The sequence below is a fragment of the Pseudomonas sp. BR20 genome, assembly GCF_050780135.1.
GTDB lineage: Bacteria > Pseudomonadota > Gammaproteobacteria > Pseudomonadales > Pseudomonadaceae > Aquipseudomonas.
Map to the genome: position 1 here is coordinate 2390407 of NZ_CP172012.1, position 17365 is coordinate 2407771.

A 17365-nucleotide genomic window follows, 5' to 3' on the forward strand; every position below is an offset into this window, starting at 1 on the left:
ATAATCCTTATCGACCGAGGCATCTGTTGGCAGTGTTACATAATGTTTGTCGTGGTTGCGAGCCAGCACGTGGCACGGAAAACCCAATGAGCCAATAAAAAAAGCCCGGATCCGTTCTTCATTGAAGAACGGATCCGGGCTTTTTTACGCTGGCTGTTTTAAACCGGCTGCGCTTCCTTGCCCAGGCACGCGGCCGCCGTAAACAGCACATCGGTGGACGAATTGAGCGCGGTTTCCGCCGAGTCCTGCAGCACGCCGATGATGAAGCCTACGGCCACCACCTGCATGGCGATCTCGCTGGGAATACCGAACAGGCTGCATGCCAGGGGAATCAGCAGCAGCGAGCCGCCGGCCACACCCGACGCGCCACAGGCACAGATCGCCGCAACCACGCTGAGCAGCACGGCGGTCGGCAGGTCCACGGCGATGCCGAGGGTGTGCACGGCCGCCAGGGTCAACACGGTGATGGTGATCGCGGCACCCGCCATGTTGATCGTGGCCCCCAGTGGAATCGACACCGAGTAGGTGTCTTCATGCAGGCCCAGGCGTTTGCTCAAGGCCAGGTTCACCGGGATATTCGCCGCCGAACTGCGGGTGAAAAACGCGGTGATGCCGCTTTCGCGCAGGCACGTCAACACCAGCGGGTAGGGGTTGCGACGCAGTTTCCAGAACACGATGGCCGGGTTGACCACCAGTGCTACGAACAGCATGCAGCCGATCAGCACCACCAGCAGGTGGGCGTAGCCGAGCAGGGCGCCGAAGCCTGAGGTGGCGAGTGTCGAAGCCACCAGGCCGAAGATACCCAGCGGGGCGAAGCGGATCACTACACGCACGATCAGGGTCACACCGTTGGACAGGTCGTCGAGCACCGTGCGGGTGGTTTCGCCGGCATGGCGAATGGCAATGCCCATGCCGATGGCCCAGGCCAGGATGCCGATGAAGTTGGCGTTCATCAGCGCGCTGACGGGGTTGTCCACCACGCTCAACAGCAGGCTTTGCAAGACTTCGCCGATGCCGCCGGGGGCGCTCACGGTGGCGTCATGGGTGGCGAGCACCAGCGATGAGGGAAACCACATGCTGGCAATCACCGCCACCACGGCGGCGGCAAAAGTGCCCAGCAGGTACAGGAACAGAATCGGCTTGATATGGGTTTCCTGGCCGTGTTTATGGTTGGCGATCGACGCCATCACCAGCACAAATACCAGTATCGGCGCCACGGCCTTGAGCGCGGTAACAAATACCTTGCCGATAAACCCGGTGGCCTTGGCCGCCTCGGGCAATAGCAGGGCCAGCAGGATGCCGGCGATCAAGCCGATGACGATTTGCGTGACCAGGCTGATGCGGGCCAGGCGTTGGAAAAGAGAAGGGGCAGCAGTCATATGAAGGTTGTCTCTAGTTTTTTTAAAGGGCGCAGCAATGCAGGCGGAAAGGGCTGTAGGAAGCAGGTCGCGAAGTCTAGCATGCTGCTGGACCTGTCCCGGCCGCTGCGGCATTGGGTCGCCTGGGCTTCGCAAAAGCCGGACATACTCTGTTAAGATTCGTCCCTCTCACCTTTCCTTTCTGTCAGCGGGCCCTTCGGGCTTTCGTTGATGTCGTCGTTTCTGGAGTTTTCATGCTGTTTCCCATCCTGCTGCTGTCGGCCGCCGGCTTTACCGTGCTGACCACAGAGTTCGTTATCGTCGGCCTGTTGCCTTCCATTGCCCGGGACCTCAACGTCAGCGTGTCCCAGGCTGGCCTGCTGGTCACCTTGTTCGCGTTTACCGTCGCGGCCTTTGGCCCGTTTCTGACCGCGTACTGCGCCCGTTTCCCACGCAAGCGTCTGTTTATCAGCATCCTGATCCTGTTCGGCGTGGCCAATACCGTGGCCGCATTGGCGCCGAACATTTGGGTGATGGCGTTGGCGCGCTTGATCCCGGCCCTGGGCCTGCCGGTGTTCTGGGCCCTGGCCAGTGAAACGGCGGTGGATATCGTCGGCCCCGAATACGCCGGGCGCGCCATCGAGAAGATCGGTTTCGGCATCGTCTGCGCCACGGTGTTCGGGATTCCGGTGGGAACGCTGATTTCCGATATGTCCGGCTGGCGCTCCGCGTTCGCCATCCTCGCCGTGGTCGCGTTGGCCAAGGCCTTGCTGCTGTTTATCTACTTGCCCGTGACCCAGCCGAAGAACGACCAGGTGTCGTTGCGCTCGCAGTTCAAGATCCTGCGCAACCCGCTGATGCAGGGCCATATCCTGCTGTCGATCCTGGTGTTCAGCGGCATGTTCACGGCTTATACCTACCTGGCGGACATCCTTGAGCGCCTGGCCGGTTTCGACGGCACGCTGGTGGGTTGGTGCCTGATGGGCTTCGGCGCGGTCGGGCTGATCGGCAACTCCCTGGGCGGGCGTGCGGTGGACCGTCACCCGCTGATCGCTTCCATGGTGTTCTGCGGTTTCATGATCGCCGGCATGGTCGCGCTGGTGCCGGCGATTCACTCCACGGTCGGCCTGGCGGCGGCGATGGCGGTGTGGGGCGTGACCCAGGCGGCGATGTTCCTGGTCAGCCATGTACGGCTGATGAAGGCCGCACCCCATGCGCCGGCGTTCGCGGCGTCGTTGAATATCGCCGGGGCCAACCTGGGGATCGGCCTGGGGGCGATGGTCGGCGGGCATGTGATCGACACCCTCGGCCTGGGCAGCCTGGGTTTTGCCGCTTCCGGGTTTATCCTGGTGTCGATCCTGCTGGCGCTGTGGCTGATGACCGCCAGGCAAGCGGTCGCGTCCAACGCCTGAACGCTCAGGGCAGGGCGGTAAATAACTCTCGCCGTGCACCTTCGGTAATTGCCACGATGCCGGGGTGCTTGACCTTGCGCTCCACCGAGATCGCGTAGAACGACTCGGTGACGGCATCGGTCTGGCCAATCAACGCCACGCCGTACTGGCGCACCACCTCATCGGCGATCACGCTGGGCGCGATAAAGATCCCGCTGCCGGATTGGCCGAAGGCCTGCATCAAGGCGCTGTCATCGAACTCGCCGATGATCCTGGGCTGGATCTGCTGCTCGGCAAACCAACGCTGCAGGCGGCTGCGCACCACGGTTTCGGCGCCGGGGATCAGCAAGGGCGCGCCGTGCAGGCACTGTGGGAAATCTCCGGCGTACCTATCAGCCAATGCCTGGGTGGCGAAAAAACTGATGCCACATTCCCCCAGTTTCTGGCTGTAGCCCTTGATATCCAGGTGCGAGGGCATGGGGCTGTCGGAGATCACCAGGTCCAGGCGCTGGATCGCGAGGTCGGCCAATAAACGCTCCAGTTTGTCTTCACGACAGGTAATGCGCAGGGGCTCGCTCAGTTCCATGGTCGGCGCGATCAGCCGGTACACGATGGACTTGGGCACCACATCCGCCACTCCGACCCGAAACAGGATCTGTTGCTCATTGGGCTGCGCGCGCAGCATCGCCTCCAGTTCATTGCCGGTCTGGAACATCTGTTCGGCATAGGGCAGGGCCTGGCGCCCGGCTTCGGTGAGTTCAAGCTGGCGGCCTACCCGTTGAAACAGCGCAATCCCGTAGGTTTGCTCCAGCAGGCTGATCTGCCCGCTGATGGTCTGGGGCGTGAGGTTCAGTTGCTCGCAGGCGCGCACGATGCTGCCGGTCTTGGCCACTACCCAGAAGTAATGCAACTGTCGGTAATTGAGCATGATGATCGTAACTTCGTAAAAACCGAAGTATACGCGAGAAAAATACGAATTTTCCTGAACTGTTCGCCTGCATAGAATGCCTCGCTATCGCGGGGCCACTATTTGGACCCAATGGTTCTAACGAGGAATACATGATGAAACTCAATTCCCTGGGCGCGGCATCGTTACTTGCGCTTTCATTGGTGATGATCAGTGGTTGCGATCAGGTCGAAAAAAGCGCGCAACAAGTCATGGACAAGGCTACCGAGTCGGCCAAGCAAGCCATCGATGACACCCAGAAAGCTGCCGAGCAGGCATTGAGCGAAGCGACAAACGGCCTGATCAATCCACAAAAAAAGGATGATCAGGAACAAAACGAGTCTGAATCGAACACCAAAGAAACCTAATCTCCCCAGCACAACGTCAGGACTGACCTATGGATTACCTTTTACAACTGGCCGCCAGCCCCACCGCCTGGATCGCCCTGGCCACCTTGATCGTGATGGAAATCGTGCTGGGCATCGATAACCTGATCTTTATCTCGATCCTCACCAACAAATTGCCCGAGAAGCATCGGGCCAAGGCGCGACGCATCGGTATCAGCATGGCGTTGGTGTTGCGCCTGGGCCTGTTGAGCACCATTGCGTTTATCGTGCAATTGACTACGCCGGTGTTCGAAGTGCTCGGCCAGGCGTTCTCGTGGAAGGACATGATCCTGATCGCCGGTGGCCTGTTCCTGGTCTGGAAGGCCACCACCGAGATCCATCACAGCATGGACCCGGAGCCTGAAGAGAAGACCAGCACTGGCAATGTCGTGGCCATTGGCTTTGCTGCGGCCATCGGGCAGATCCTGTTGCTTGACCTGGTGTTCTCCATCGACAGCATCATTACCGCCGTGGGCATGACCGAGCACTTGCCGATCATGATCATCGCCGTGGTGACCTCGGTGATCGTGATGCTGGTGGCGGCCGAGCCGTTGGCCAAGTTCATCAACGACAACCCGACCGTGGTGATGCTGGCCCTGGGCTTCCTGATCATGATCGGCATGACGCTGATCGCCGAAGGTTTCGGTGCCCATGTGCCTAAAGGCTACGTGTACGCGGCCATGGCGTTCTCGGCGGCCATCGAGTGCCTGAACATCGCCCGGCGCAATCGCCACAAGCGTCTGCTCGCTGCCCGGCAGTAACGCTGCAACCCAAAAGGCCGGCTGTGCTCACAAGAGCCCAGCCGGCCTTTTGCTGTCTGTTAGAATCCGCCCACTTGATAGCTTGAGGTCCACTATGAACGAGCCGATTCGCCTTACCCAGTACAGCCATGGCGCGGGTTGTGGCTGCAAGATTTCGCCCCAGGTGCTGGAAGTGATCCTGGCTGGCAGCGGCGCGCAGAACCTCGACCCCAACTTGTGGGTGGGCAACGCCTCTCGCGATGACGCGGCGGTGTACGCCATCGACGACGAGCGCGGCGTAGTCTCCACCACCGACTTTTTCATGCCGATTGTCGATGACCCCTTCGACTTCGGCCGCATCGCCGCCACCAACGCAATCAGTGACATCTACGCCATGGGCGGCGACCCGTTGATGGCCATCGCCATTCTTGGCTGGCCGGTGAACGTGCTGGCGCCGGAGATCGCCCGTGAAGTGATCCGTGGCGGCCGCTCGGTGTGCGACGAAGCTGGCATTCCCCTGGCGGGCGGGCACTCCATTGACGCTCCCGAGCCGATTTTCGGCCTGGCCGTCACCGGCATCGTGCAAAAACGCCATATGAAGCGCAACGACACCGCCACCGTGGGCTGCCGCCTGTACCTGACCAAACCGTTGGGCATCGGCATCCTCACCACCGCCGAAAAGAAGGGCAAGTTGCGTGAGGCGGATATCGGCCTGGCCCGTGACTGGATGTGCACCCTCAACAAACCCGGCAGCCGTTTCGGCAAGCTGGCCGGTGTGACGGCAATGACGGATGTCACCGGTTTCGGTCTGTTGGGCCACCTGGTGGAGATGGCGGACGGCAGCGCTGTGACCGCACGCATCGAATACGACAAAGTGCCACGTCTGCCCGGAATCGAGGACTACCTGGACCAAGGCTGCATGCCGGGCGGTACGTTGCGCAACTTCGACAGCTACTCAAGCAAACTCGGGCGCCTGCAGGAATTGCACAAGCGCGTGCTGTGCGACCCGCAGACCAGCGGTGGCCTGCTGATCGCCGTGACCCCGGAAGGCGACGCAGAATTCCACGCGGTCGCCGCCGAGCTGGGCCTGGACCTTGAGCCCATCGGCGAACTGGTTGAGCGACAGACCCACGCGGTAGAGGTGTTTTGATGGCAACTGACATCACCGATTACCGCGACATTTTCCTCAACGACCGGCCGATGATGGACACCCGTGCGCCGGTCGAATTCGCCAAGGGCGCGTTCCCAGGCGTGATCAACCTGCCGTTGATGACCGATGACGAGCGTCAACGCGTCGGCACCTGCTACAAGCAGCAGGGCCAGCAAGCCGCCATTGTGCTGGGGCATGAGCTGGTGTCGGGGGCGATCAAGGCTGAACGTATCGAACAATGGGCGCGGTTTGCCCAGGCCAATCCGGACGGTTTCTTGTACTGCTTCCGTGGCGGGCTGCGTTCGCAGATCGTGCAGCAATGGTTGAAGACCGAAGCCGGTATCGAGTACCCACGGGTCGGCGGTGGCTACAAGGCCATGCGGACCTTCCTGCTGGAGACCCTTGACCAGGCGGCAGCCCAATGTGATTTCGTGCTGCTGGGTGGCATGACCGGCACCGGCAAGACCGAAGTGCTGGGCCAGTTGCGCAACGCCCTGGACCTGGAAGGCCATGCCAACCATCGCGGTTCCAGCTTCGGCAAGCGCGCCACCGTGCAACCTTCCAACATCGACTTCGAAAACCGCCTGGCGGTGGACCTGCTGAAAAAACGCGCGGGCGGTATCGAGCAGTTTGTGGTCGAGGATGAAAGCCGCATGATCGGCAGCTGCGCGCTGCCGTTGCCGTTGCACAAGGGCATGCAGACCTTTCCGATGGTGTGGCTGGAAGACAGCGTCGAAGGCCGCGTCGAGCGCATCCTGCGCGACTACGTCGTTGACCTGTGCGCGGAGTTCATCGCGGTATTTGGTGAGCAGGGCCAGGCGTTGTTTGCCGAGCGCCTGACCCAGAGCCTGGCCAATATCCACAAGCGCCTGGGCGGCGAGCGCTTCCAGCGGTTGCAGGCGATCATGCAGGATGCCCTGGCGGAACAGTTGCGCAGCGGCGCCGTGGACCTGCATCGCGCCTGGATTGAAGGGCTGTTGCGGGAGTATTACGACCCGATGTACGCCTTCCAGCGTGAAAGCAAAGGCGCACGGATCGAGTTTGCGGGAGAGCAGGGCGCCGTCACGGCCTATCTGCGCGAGCGCGCCCTTAGAGGATAAACGCGCCGATCAACCCGCACACCACGCCTACCAGCATGGTCAGCCCGGCCACCGTCACCAGGACCCGCGCATCGAAATCCTTGCGCAGCATCAACAGCGACGGCAGGCTCACGCTGGGCAGGGTCATCAGCAGGGCCACGGCGGGACCTGTGCCCATGCCGAGGGTCATCATGGTTTGTACGATGGGGATCTCTGCCGCTGTAGGAATTACAAACAGCGTGCCGACAATCGCCAGGGGCACCAGCCATACCAGGCTGTTGGTCATGGCGCCGTCCACATGGGGGAACAGCCAGACCCGCGCGGCGCCGAGTACCAGCACCGCCAGGATATAGATCGGTATGGTGCTCCAGAACAGCTGCCACAGGGTACGCAGCCACCGACTGAAGAACGGTTGCGCTTCGACCTGGCTGGCCTCGGCCACGGCGTCCAGTGCGACTTCCGGCACCTGATCCGGCCGCGCGATGCGCTGCGCCACCAGCGACACACCCACCACCAGCACAATGCCCGCCACCAGCCGCAAGGCGGTAAAGCCCCAGCCCAGTACAAAGCCCATGAACACCAGCGTCGCCGGGTTCAGCACCGGGTTGGCAATCCAGAAGGCCAGTGCCGCACCCACCGACACTTGCTGGCGGCGCATGCCCGCCGCGACAGGGGCCGCGCAGCAACTGCACATCATCCCCGGCAAGGCGAACAGCCCGCCGCGCAGGGTCGAGCCCAGCCCGGCACGGCCAAACAGGCGCAGCAACCAGTCTCGGGGGATCAGCACTTGCAGCAACGAGCCGAGAATCACCGCCAGTACGGCGGCTTTCCAGATCGCCAGGAAATACACCTGGGCATAGGCCAGCGCCGCTGCCAGGGGCGAGCTTTGCTGATCGTTGAGGATCGAGGCGCCGATGCTGTGGTTGTCAGCGGCAACAAACGCCTTGAAGTAGTAGGGCGACCACTTCACGTAGTAGAGGCCGACGCAGGCCACCAATAGGAAGAGGGCAGGTTTCCACCAGAACGACCAGCCCCGGACGGGCTGGGTGGAGGCGAGGTTGGGCATGGGGGAGGGTCCGCAGATGAGTCAATAGCGGTGCATCATACGCTCTCAGCTATCGGCACTCACCTGTGTTGGCTGCGGGCAGGTTTCGTCACCGTCGTTCAAGCCCTGCTTGTAGTTGCGGCTGAGCAGCGAGGCTTTGCCGTTGTGCCAGGTCAGCGTCAGTACATACAGCGTGTCGTAGTCGCTGCCGGACCAGTCGTCGGTAATCGTGTGTTTTTCGCCGGAGGCCTCACTTGCCACCTTGTTGATCAGTTCCGGCAGGTAGCCGTGGGACCACGCGGTGTAGATGGTGGCATTGTGGTATTTGTCTTCCACCAGCTCGTCGGCCAGGTCGCTGGTGTCGTTGGCCGAGAATTTGATGTTCACCGGCAGGCCCAACTTGATGGCGCTGGGGCTGATGGTCATCAACGGGCGAATATAGCTGTAGGAATTGTCCAGCTCACCTTCCTCGACATTGCGGGTCGGGTTGGCGGCAAACACGAAGTTGGCCTTGCCGAATTTTTCCGGCAGCAAGGTGGCCAGGTTCATTGCTCGGTTCAAACCCTGGCAATTGAGTTGGCCCAGGCCGCCGGCAGGTTTTTCGGCGTGGCGCAGGAACACCAGGGTTTGTACGCCGTCCACCGGTTGGGCGCGGCTTTCGCGGGCGTCGAGGGCGGCGACCATGGCGCCGCTCACCAGCAAAAGTGGCAACATGATGTAAGAATACTGTTTGAGTCGTTGCACAAGGCGCGGAGGCTTGATCTTCATTATAGGTTCGAGTCTTCGTGCGTCACGTTAAGGCGGACAAGCCTGGCCCCAGTGACGCCTGGGGGCGTCCTGCGGTGTTCCGTGTCGATATAGCGAGGTGCCTCCATTCACCGTTTGGGCGCACTTAAGAGTGCACTCGGGCGTATTGGTTCGCCCATGCGGGATAATAGCCGGGGGATGTTGCGCATTGATGACCCATGCAGGACACCGCTCAGATGACTATCATGGGGGCTTTCTGCCTCAGGGATCATCTCGATGAACTCAATCGCCGCCTTCCCGATCAACAGTAAATGGCCCGCCGAGCATCCGGAGCGCCTGCAACTGTACTCGCTGCCCACGCCCAACGGGGTAAAAGTCTCGATCATGCTCGAAGAACTGGGCCTGCCTTATGAGGCGCACAAGGTCAGTTTCGAGACCCAGGACCAGTTTTCCCCCGAGTTCCTGTCCCTGAATCCCAACAACAAAATCCCCGCGATCATCGACCCCGACGGCCCGGCCGGCCGGCCGCTGGCACTGTTCGAGTCCGGCGCGATCCTGATCTACCTGGCAGAAAAAACCAGCCAGTTGCTCTCCGAAGATCCGGCGACACGTTATGAAACGATTCAATGGCTGATGTTCCAGATGGGCGGCATCGGCCCCATGTTCGGCCAGCTGGGGTTCTTCAACAAATTTGCCGGCAAGGCCTACGAAGACAAACGCCCCCGCGACCGTTATGCCGCCGAATCCCGGCGCTTGCTGGAGGTGCTGGAAAAGCGCCTGCTCGGCCGCACCTGGATCATGGGTGATGACTACAGCATCGCCGACATCGCCACCTTCCCCTGGATTCGCAACCTGATCGGTTTCTATGAATCGGGCGATCTGGTCGGCATTGCCGACTTCCCTAACGTACTGCGCGCGCTGGACGGCTTCGTCGCCCGGCCGGCGGTTATCCGTGGCCTGAGTATTCCGAGCTGAAGCATGCCGACTTTCGATTTCAAACAACTGGATGTCTTCAGCAGCGTGTCGCTCAAGGGCAACCCGCTGGCCGTCGTCCTGGGTGCTGACAGCCTCAGCGACCAGCAGATGGCCGACTTTGCCAAGTGGACAAACCTCAGTGAAACCACGTTTTTGCTGACACCGCGCGATCCTCGGGCAGACTACCGAGTGAGGATCTTTACGACCTTGCATGAGTTGCCGTTCGCCGGGCATCCGACGCTGGGCAGTTGCCATGCGTGGCTCAAGGCTGGAGGCCTGCCGAAAGGCGAGGAAATTATCCAGGAATGTGAAATCGGCCTGGTGCGTATTCGTCGTCAAGGCCATGAGCTGGCGTTTATTGCGCCGCCGTTGATGCGCTCCGGCGCTGTGGACTCCGCGTTGTTGGAGCGTGTTCGCCTGGGACTGGGCCTGGCGCCGGGGGCCATCGTGCGCAGCCAGTGGGTCGACAATGGCGCGGGGTGGCTCGCGTTGATGCTGGCTGAGCGTGATCAAGTCCTGGCTTTGCAGCCGGACTATTCGCAACTGCTGGGACTGGCCGTCGGCGTGATTGCACCTTGCAATCCTGCTCGCGACGATGTGGACGCGCAGTTCGAGGTGCGTGCCTTTGTCGCGGGCGACGGGGCCCAGGAAGACCCGGCCACCGGCAGCCTGAATGCCGGCGTCGCGCAATGGCTGCTCAGCGAAGGACTCGCGCCTGAGTGCTACGTGGTCAGCCAGGGCACGGCCATGGGGCGTGCGGGGCGTATTCGCGTCGAGCGCCAGGGCGATGAAATCTGGGTCGGCGGCGCCGTCGCGGTGTGCATCGAAGGGCGTCTACAGCTCTAGATCAATACATTATTACGGCCCCCGCAATACACTGTTGGCCCCTTGGCGTTTGTATTGCCGGGGCCTTGGGGCATAAGCTTTCGCCCCAAAGATTTCCAGCCACTTTTTCAGGACAGCCATGACCAGCCAGTTCCCCCAAGCCCGCCCCCGTCGCCTGCGCCGCTCCCCGGAGCTGCGTGGCTTGTTCCAGGAAACCGAGTTCACCCTCAATGACTTGGTGCTGCCGATTTTCGTCGAAGAAGAAATCGATGACTTCGTGCCGATCACCAGCATGCCCGGCGTGCAACGCATCCCGGAAAAGAAGCTGGCTGCTGAGATCGAGCGCTATGCCCGTGCCGGTATCAAGTCGGTGATGACCTTCGGTGTGTCCCACCACCTGGACGCCAGCGGCAGCGACACCTGGAAAGAACACGGCCTGGTCTCGCGGATGTCCTCGATCATCAAGGACGCGGTGCCGGACATGATCGTGATGTCCGACACGTGCTTCTGTGAATACACCGACCACGGCCACTGCGGCGTGATGCACGGTGCCCACGTCGACAACGACGCGACCCTGGTCAACCTCGGCAAGCAAGCCGTTGCCGCCGCCCGCGCCGGAGCCGACGTGATCGCCCCCTCGGCTGCCATGGACGGCCAGGTCCAAGCCATCCGCCGCGCGTTGGATGAAGCCGGCTTCACCCATATCCCGATCATGGCCTACTCGACCAAATTCGCCTCGGCCCTCTACGGCCCATTCCGCGAAGCCGGCGGCAGCGCGCTCAAGGGCGACCGCAAAAGCTACCAGATGAACCCGATGAACCGCCGCGAAGCCTTGCGCGAATCGCTGCTGGACGAACAGGAAGGCGCGGACGCACTGATGGTCAAGCCGGCCGGTGCCTACCTCGACATCATCCGCGACATCCGCGAAGCCTCGCGCCTGCCAGTGGCGGCGTACCAGGTCAGCGGCGAATACGCGATGATCAAATTCGGCGCCCAGGCGGGGGCGATTGATGAGGATCGGGTCGTGCGTGAGACGTTGGGGTCGATCAAGCGTGCGGGGGCGGATTTGATCTTCACCTACTTCGCGATGGACTTGGCGTTGGCTGGGATCTAAGGGCAGTGCAAACCCTGTGGTGAGCGAACTTGCTCGCGTGGGGCTGCGTAGCAGCCCCACGCCCACGATCTACCTTAAATACTTCATCTCCCTGACTAACTGCATTCTGTGAAGCTTGAATTGTGTGATTGGATGAAGGGGGGGTAATCGCTGGTCTGAGTTTTATATATTTTTCCTGGCTTTTGAATGGAAGGCTGCGGTGGATTGAAAGTTTAGGATGAAGTTTAATTTCAGTAGTCCGTGCAGGCGGTGATTGGGTTTCCGCCTGTATCTAGTATTGCTGGTGCTTTTCTTTGTGTTTCATATTCAAATGTGTATTTTTATAGCCCTCTCCGATTGCTTTTCGCTGGTTGAGTGTTTTTTGTATATGTAATGAACGGCTGTAGAGTAAGTGAATTTATGCTCAGGCATTTGTTGGGTGAAGAAGAATGTCAGTTGCTATCACTTCAACAAAACTGAGCTCGCCGGTGATTGGCTTGTCAATTTCAATCAAAATTAGTGAATCGCCGATTTTTAGTATTGAGCAACTTTGGTCGGCATCTTGGATAAGCTCGCCGATAATTTTATGAGCCCCATTTGCAGAAGTGATCTCTGGTGTTTTTACGGATGAGGACATGATGTTTTGTCCCCATGAAAATATTTCATCGAGTTCTAACTCTACATCCAGGATTTCACCAATTTTTAACTTGGTCCCGCTCCATAAAGCTGTGGCGTTTCCAAAAGGTGAGTTGAATTTTACTCTCACAGTGCCTTTGTCAGAAAAAATATCAGTTACTTGTATCTTCATTTCACTTCTTCGTCAGGGGAACGCGTACAACAGTATTGTCAACGTTCATGGTGTTGGTTTTTATCTCGAGCGTCCATGTCTCCTCATGATAGTGATGCTTGCTTGGCTTGCTGTTCATTTCATGAGCCCCGTAACGAATACTTCTTTTTGCGTCGCTGGAAACAATTCTGTCGCGGTCGGGCTTCCCAGTTCGTGGGTTGGTGTTTGTGTGAGGGCCAGGTCCTAGAAATTCATCCCATTTCTGAATGGTTTCTTCCGGCTTTACAGGTTTATTGGCAAATGTCTCCTTATGGTAGCCCAGTGTAGGTGGAGAGTTGGAGCTTGTGGGACTGAGTGGGCTGCCTTCATTAACGTGTGCTTTTCCCGCTGGATCTTCAGCACTGGGGTTCGGCTTGCATTTATCCCCGCCTGGACAAGTACTCAGACCTAACGGATCCACCCACCCCGTAGGATTGGGCACGTACCGGTACGCGTTGATCCCACCCGCCAGCTTCACCGGATCAGGCGTCAGGTAGCGACCTACATCCGGATTGTAGTAGCGATGGCGGTTGTAGTGCAGCCCGCTTTCCTGATCAAAGTACTGGCCCTGAAAACGTAGCGGGTTGTCGATTGTGCCTTTGTCGAGACGGCTGATCTGGCCGTAGGCGCGGTAGTGGGCGGACCAAACGATTTCACCGTCGGGGGCGGTGAGTTCCTGCGGCGTGCCGAGGTGGTCGAGTTGGTAGTGGTAGGGCTTGGTATCTTTTGGGCCGAAGCCTTCCAACAGGACCAGCGGCCTGAAACTGTTCGGTTCGTAGAGATAGCTGCGATGGCGGTCCGCGTGGTGCTCAGCAATCAGCTTGTCGCCTTGCCAGAAAAACTCCGTCGTTAGGCCGTCCACGGTTTTGCTGATGCGCCGCCCAAACGGGTCGTAGCGATAGCTCGCGGTTTGGCCGTTGGGCTGGGTAATGCCGATCAGCCGGTGCTGGCAGTCGTAGCGGTATTCGGTAATCAGCGCGTGTCCACGGCCCCGTCGTTCACGGATGAGGTTGCCGAAGGCGTCATAGTCGTAGTGGCGGTCACCCTGGATCATCAGGCGGTTGCCGGCGACGATGTCGGGGCCGGGGCGGTCTTGCATGAGCAGGTTGCCGGCCGGGGTGTGGCCGAAGCGTTCCTGCAGGTCTTGCGAGTGGTCGGCGCGGGTGAGGCGGCCTACGGGGTCATAGTGGTAGTGGTGTTCGCCTTTGCGGGTGTCGAGCAGGCGGGTGAGGTTGCCGGTTTTGTCGTAGTCGTATTGACGTTGGTAGAGATGGTCTTGTTGCTGGGTGATCGCGTGGGCGTGCAGGCGGTGCTGGTCGTCGTAGTGGTAGTGGCTGAGGAGTTGGCCTTGTTGGCGTTGGTGTTCTTGACCGGCTTTGAACAGGTGCGAGGTCAGCAGCGCGCCGTTTAATTCGACGGTGGCGAGGTGGCCGCCTTTCGCATGACTAAAAACCAGCCGGTTGTTATCGGGCAGGCGCAGGTGTTGAAGCTGGCCGCAGGTGTCGTAGCCATAGCGCAAGGTGCCCCAGCCCTGGTGTTCGGCGGTGAGGCGGTTTTGGCTGTCGTATTCGTAGGCCAGCGCCCAGTGGCCGTCGTCGACGCTGAGGAGGTTGCCTTGGCGGTCGTAGGCATATTCAACAAGGCTGCCATCGGGCAGGGTTTTTCGTACGAGGCGGCCGGCGTGATCGCGCTCGTAGCGAGTAATGAGCTGACTGCCGTCGTCACCGTGTTCGGTTTTTTCCAGCAGGTTGCCGTTGAGGTCGTAGGCATAAGCCGTACGCTGCCCGTCAAACCCGACTTCCTGTTGGATCAGCCCGTTGGGGTGGTAAGCCAGTCGGTAGGACTCACCGACCTCGTTTTCGATCTCGGTCAGCAATAACCGCACGTTGTCGTAGCGGTAGTTGACCTGAGTGCCATCAGCGTTGATGCGCCGACTGATCAGGTGCAACCCATCGGCGTATTCGTAGCGGGTGACGTGGCCCAGTTCGTCGCGTTCGGCGGTGATTTTTCCGTAGGGGTTGTAGCTGTATTCCCTGCACGCACCGCCTGGTAAAACGACACGAATTAACCGACCGATGCCGTCCCACTGATACTGCGTCAGCGCGCCATGCTCGTCCTCGCGGGCAACCTGCCGGCCAAGATCGTCATAGCGATAACGCTTGATCCCGCCATTGGGCAACTGCTCTTCAACCAGTTGCCCCCGCTCATTCCACACCAGCCGCTGACAACTGTGATCCGGATACCAAACCCCAACCAGTTGCCCATATTTGTCGTAGCTGTAATCCGTAACATGACCATCGGGATCGGTCTTGCGGATGACATCGCCCTGGTCATTGCGCTCGTACTTCCAGACCGCCAGACCCCGCCTTACAACCCGTACGAAGCCGTTGTCATGCTCGTAGGTTGTCGGCTCATCATCCCCAGGAAACAACGCCACCAAGCGTCCGGCTTCGTCGTACTGATACGCCGTCACCGCCCCCAGCGGATCCTGCTCAACCGTCAGCCGGCCCTTGTCATCGTAGGATTTGAAGTGCTGCGCACCGTCCGGATCAATCCGCTGCACCAGCCGTGCCCGGTCGTCATGGACATACACTTCCTGACTGCCATCGGCGTTATGCACCGTGACACGGCCGTCGTCACCCCAGGCATAGCGCGTATCCATTTGGGAAAAACTGGCCCAATGCCGGACACATCGCGCGGCCTTGCCAGCCCGTTCCCATTCCCAGAAGAAACTCGCCCCACCGGCCAAGCTCCGCTCAAGAATCACGTGCTGATCGTCGTAGCGATAAACCTCGCTTTCGCCTACCGCATTGGTCGCCGAAACCAACCGGCCAGCGTCGTCATAGACGTAGGAAACGATGTTCTGTTCGGTCACCCACTCGAAGGGTTCATACCCCTTGGCGCGCTGAACCTGATAATCCACCGCCACGATGTGGCCGAACGCATAGCGCAGAAACAGCGCACGCCCCACACCGTTATCCAACCGCTCGATGCGCCCAAGAAAATCCCGAGTAATCCGGAGCCGGTTGTCATACGCATCACTGATCGAGACCAGCACACCGTCGCGAAAGTGATAAAACCGCGACGCCTGGGACAACACCAACTCATCCGGCGAAGCGCCCAAATAGATCGCCGCTTCGGCCAAGCTATTGGTGATGGCCGGTCGAGCAACGGTCGGCAATGGAAACGAAGTAATGCGATTTTCATGGTCCGTCCACACCACCGAATCGCCCGACACCACAAGCCGATGCGCCAGCGAATGACTCCAGCCAAACCCCAACCCGCAATCCACTTCCACCGCACTGGTGCGATATAACCGCGTCCACTCAAACGGCAAGATCCCATCCAACGTGCCATCGGTGAGAGTGAGCAATTCCTCCCCGGTAACCATCGACACGGGGCAGCCGTTGGTGACCGTCTTATCCGAAGAAGCCGCCGCGTCGCCCTTCGGATTCGTCGATACAACAGGCACATCATCGACAGGCTCCTGCCTGACCAACACGGTCTTCTGTGTCTTGTTACGAACCGCCGGCACCGGGTTGGAAACCAACTGATCCCCAGCCTTCAACGGCGCAACCGGTGCAGTCTTGATCGCTGTCGCCGGGCCACCGAGCAGCAAAGGCTTCACCGCCTCGGCATGCGCGTCCAGCTTCGGCCCCACCAACTGATCAGCCAGCCTCTCCAGCCACTGGCGCGCTCGCCCGGATTTGATATGCCCCAGCACCTGAGCGCCCAGGCGAATCTGCACGCCCATGCCACGGCTCGCCCAGATCAGAAATAGATTGATCAACACCTCGCCGGTGATCTCGCCCAGCACTTCATACATCTCGGGCGGAGGTAGCAGGCGTATCCAACTGACCATGGCCGACACGTAGATAAACAGCAGCGGCTCATCGCTGAGCACCAGCAAACCGTTGGCAATGGTGTCTTTGCCGAGCTTCAACAGTTCATCGAGTTCGGCCTGGGAGATGTAGGCCAACAGCTTTTCGCTGTTGGGCTTGAGATCCGCCAACAGGTCATACAGCTGCGTAATGTTGTCCCACACATTGAAGAGGGCTTTTCCAAGGCCGCTGAAAAACGCTGCTTCCAGCATTCGGCGCCGATCGAGGGGCTTGGCTTCGGCATAGTCTTTCCACTGATCCTGGAAAGTGCCGGCCCACTCTTCACGCAGGCGAGCCTCCAACCCCACGATCACCGACTGATAAGACCCATACAGCGCCTTGACGTGATCCTTGGAAACGTTGGGGTAGAAACTGATTCGGTACTGCTGGTTGCGATCACACTCGGTGATTTCGAGGATACCGCTGGGGCCGATGGTCTTGTGGATCGGCTCGCCCAACGCGCCGCCATTGGGATGGACGCGTTGCAGCATCACCGGCGTGTTGCCGATGGGCACGGACCGCGTGCTCTGGAACATATGCACCAGGGTCAGGGTGCCATTGGCGCGGCACGTGGCGACGGTGCTGCTGGGGGTGATTGAGCGATTGATCGGCGCGACCAGCGCCACCTCATCGCCGACCTTGAAGACCTGCTCGACTTCCAGCGCCGAGAAGCTCCAGAAGCTTTGCGCCCAGTCATCGAACGTATTCAGGCATTCGCGAAAGTCACGGAAGACGCTTTCAACGTCGACCGTTTTCACATCCATCGGGGTCAGGGCCAGCCTGCCAATGGCCGGGTTCAAGACGCAGCCCCATGAACCAGGGCTTTAACGAAAACAACCATCTGCAATCCCTCGCACTGTGTATTCAGGCGAGGGACTTTGCAGCTGTTATCAGGCTGGGGCTGTAGAGCTTATCTTGCCGTT

14 protein-coding genes are annotated in these 17365 nt (G+C 59.9%); 8 read left to right on the top strand and 6 right to left on the bottom strand.

All coding sequences use genetic code 11. From position 1 onward, the window contains the following. Window positions 1-158: 158 nt before the first annotated feature. A complete protein-coding gene (gene sstT, locus ACHPFG_RS10980) occupies window positions 159-1379 on the bottom strand; it encodes a serine/threonine transporter SstT (RefSeq protein ID WP_431702379.1) in 1221 nt (406 codons plus the stop codon). A gap of 233 nt (window positions 1380-1612) precedes the next feature. Between sstT and ACHPFG_RS10985 the strand changes: the two genes are divergently transcribed. Then, window positions 1613-2770 (top strand): MFS transporter, encoded by a 1158-nt coding sequence (locus ACHPFG_RS10985; RefSeq protein WP_145337086.1) that lies wholly within the window; start codon window positions 1613-1615, stop codon window positions 2768-2770. A gap of 4 nt (window positions 2771-2774) precedes the next feature. Here the strand turns inward: ACHPFG_RS10985 and nhaR are convergent, their stop codons facing one another. Beyond that, complete coding sequence (nhaR, locus tag ACHPFG_RS10990; RefSeq protein WP_141157237.1) at window positions 2775-3677, bottom strand: transcriptional activator NhaR; 903 nt, start codon at window positions 3675-3677, stop codon at window positions 2775-2777. 134 nt (window positions 3678-3811) lie between these two features. Here nhaR and ACHPFG_RS10995 point away from each other — a divergent pair, with 134 nt between their 5' ends. The 4 genes from ACHPFG_RS10995 (at window position 3812) to mnmH (ending at window position 7071) form a co-directional block, all read left to right on the top strand. Beyond that, window positions 3812-4063, top strand: coding sequence for a hypothetical protein (locus tag ACHPFG_RS10995; RefSeq protein ID WP_431702381.1), 252 nt, complete (start codon window positions 3812-3814; stop codon window positions 4061-4063). 29 nt (window positions 4064-4092) lie between these two features. Next, complete coding sequence (locus ACHPFG_RS11000; RefSeq protein WP_065926954.1) at window positions 4093-4842, top strand: TerC family protein; 750 nt, start codon at window positions 4093-4095, stop codon at window positions 4840-4842. A 94-nt stretch (window positions 4843-4936) separates the two neighbouring features. Beyond that, window positions 4937-5971: a selenide, water dikinase SelD gene (gene selD, locus ACHPFG_RS11005; RefSeq protein WP_131700005.1), complete on the top strand. Its 1035-nt coding sequence runs from the start codon at window positions 4937-4939 to the stop codon at window positions 5969-5971. Continuing rightward, complete coding sequence (mnmH, locus tag ACHPFG_RS11010; protein WP_184746718.1) at window positions 5971-7071, top strand: tRNA 2-selenouridine(34) synthase MnmH; 1101 nt, start codon at window positions 5971-5973, stop codon at window positions 7069-7071. Before selD ends, mnmH begins: the two co-directional genes overlap by 1 nt. Here mnmH and ACHPFG_RS11015 read toward each other — a convergent pair. Then, window positions 7061-8116 carry a permease gene (locus ACHPFG_RS11015; RefSeq protein ID WP_092489737.1) on the bottom strand — a complete coding sequence of 352 codons (1056 nt, stop codon included), beginning with the start codon at window positions 8114-8116 and terminating at the stop codon, window positions 7061-7063. The genes mnmH and ACHPFG_RS11015 overlap by 11 nt on opposite strands. Before the next feature lie 45 nt (window positions 8117-8161). Continuing rightward, window positions 8162-8863, bottom strand: coding sequence for a histidine phosphatase family protein (locus tag ACHPFG_RS11020; protein ID WP_259244821.1), 702 nt, complete (start codon window positions 8861-8863; stop codon window positions 8162-8164). 255 nt (window positions 8864-9118) lie between these two features. Between ACHPFG_RS11020 and ACHPFG_RS11025 the strand changes: the two genes are divergently transcribed. The 3 genes from ACHPFG_RS11025 (at window position 9119) to hemB (ending at window position 11756) form a co-directional block, all read left to right on the top strand. Continuing rightward, window positions 9119-9817, top strand: coding sequence for a glutathione S-transferase N-terminal domain-containing protein (locus ACHPFG_RS11025; RefSeq protein WP_431702385.1), 699 nt, complete (start codon window positions 9119-9121; stop codon window positions 9815-9817). 3 nt (window positions 9818-9820) lie between these two features. Further along, window positions 9821-10663, top strand: a complete 843-nt coding sequence (locus ACHPFG_RS11030; RefSeq protein WP_145337090.1) for a PhzF family phenazine biosynthesis protein — start codon at window positions 9821-9823, stop codon at window positions 10661-10663. A gap of 118 nt (window positions 10664-10781) precedes the next feature. Then, window positions 10782-11756 (top strand): porphobilinogen synthase, encoded by a 975-nt coding sequence (hemB, locus tag ACHPFG_RS11035; RefSeq protein WP_431702387.1) that lies wholly within the window; start codon window positions 10782-10784, stop codon window positions 11754-11756. 403 nt (window positions 11757-12159) lie between these two features. Here the strand turns inward: hemB and ACHPFG_RS11040 are convergent, their stop codons facing one another. Together ACHPFG_RS11040 and ACHPFG_RS11045 are read right to left on the bottom strand one after the other, a co-directional pair. Beyond that, window positions 12160-12543, bottom strand: coding sequence for a hypothetical protein (locus tag ACHPFG_RS11040; RefSeq protein ID WP_431702389.1), 384 nt, complete (start codon window positions 12541-12543; stop codon window positions 12160-12162). A gap of 1 nt (window position 12544) precedes the next feature. Further along, entirely contained in the window at window positions 12545-17206 is a 4662-nt protein-coding gene (locus ACHPFG_RS11045) for an RHS repeat-associated core domain-containing protein (RefSeq protein ID WP_431703463.1), read from the bottom strand. Window positions 17207-17365: the final 159 nt, after the last annotated feature.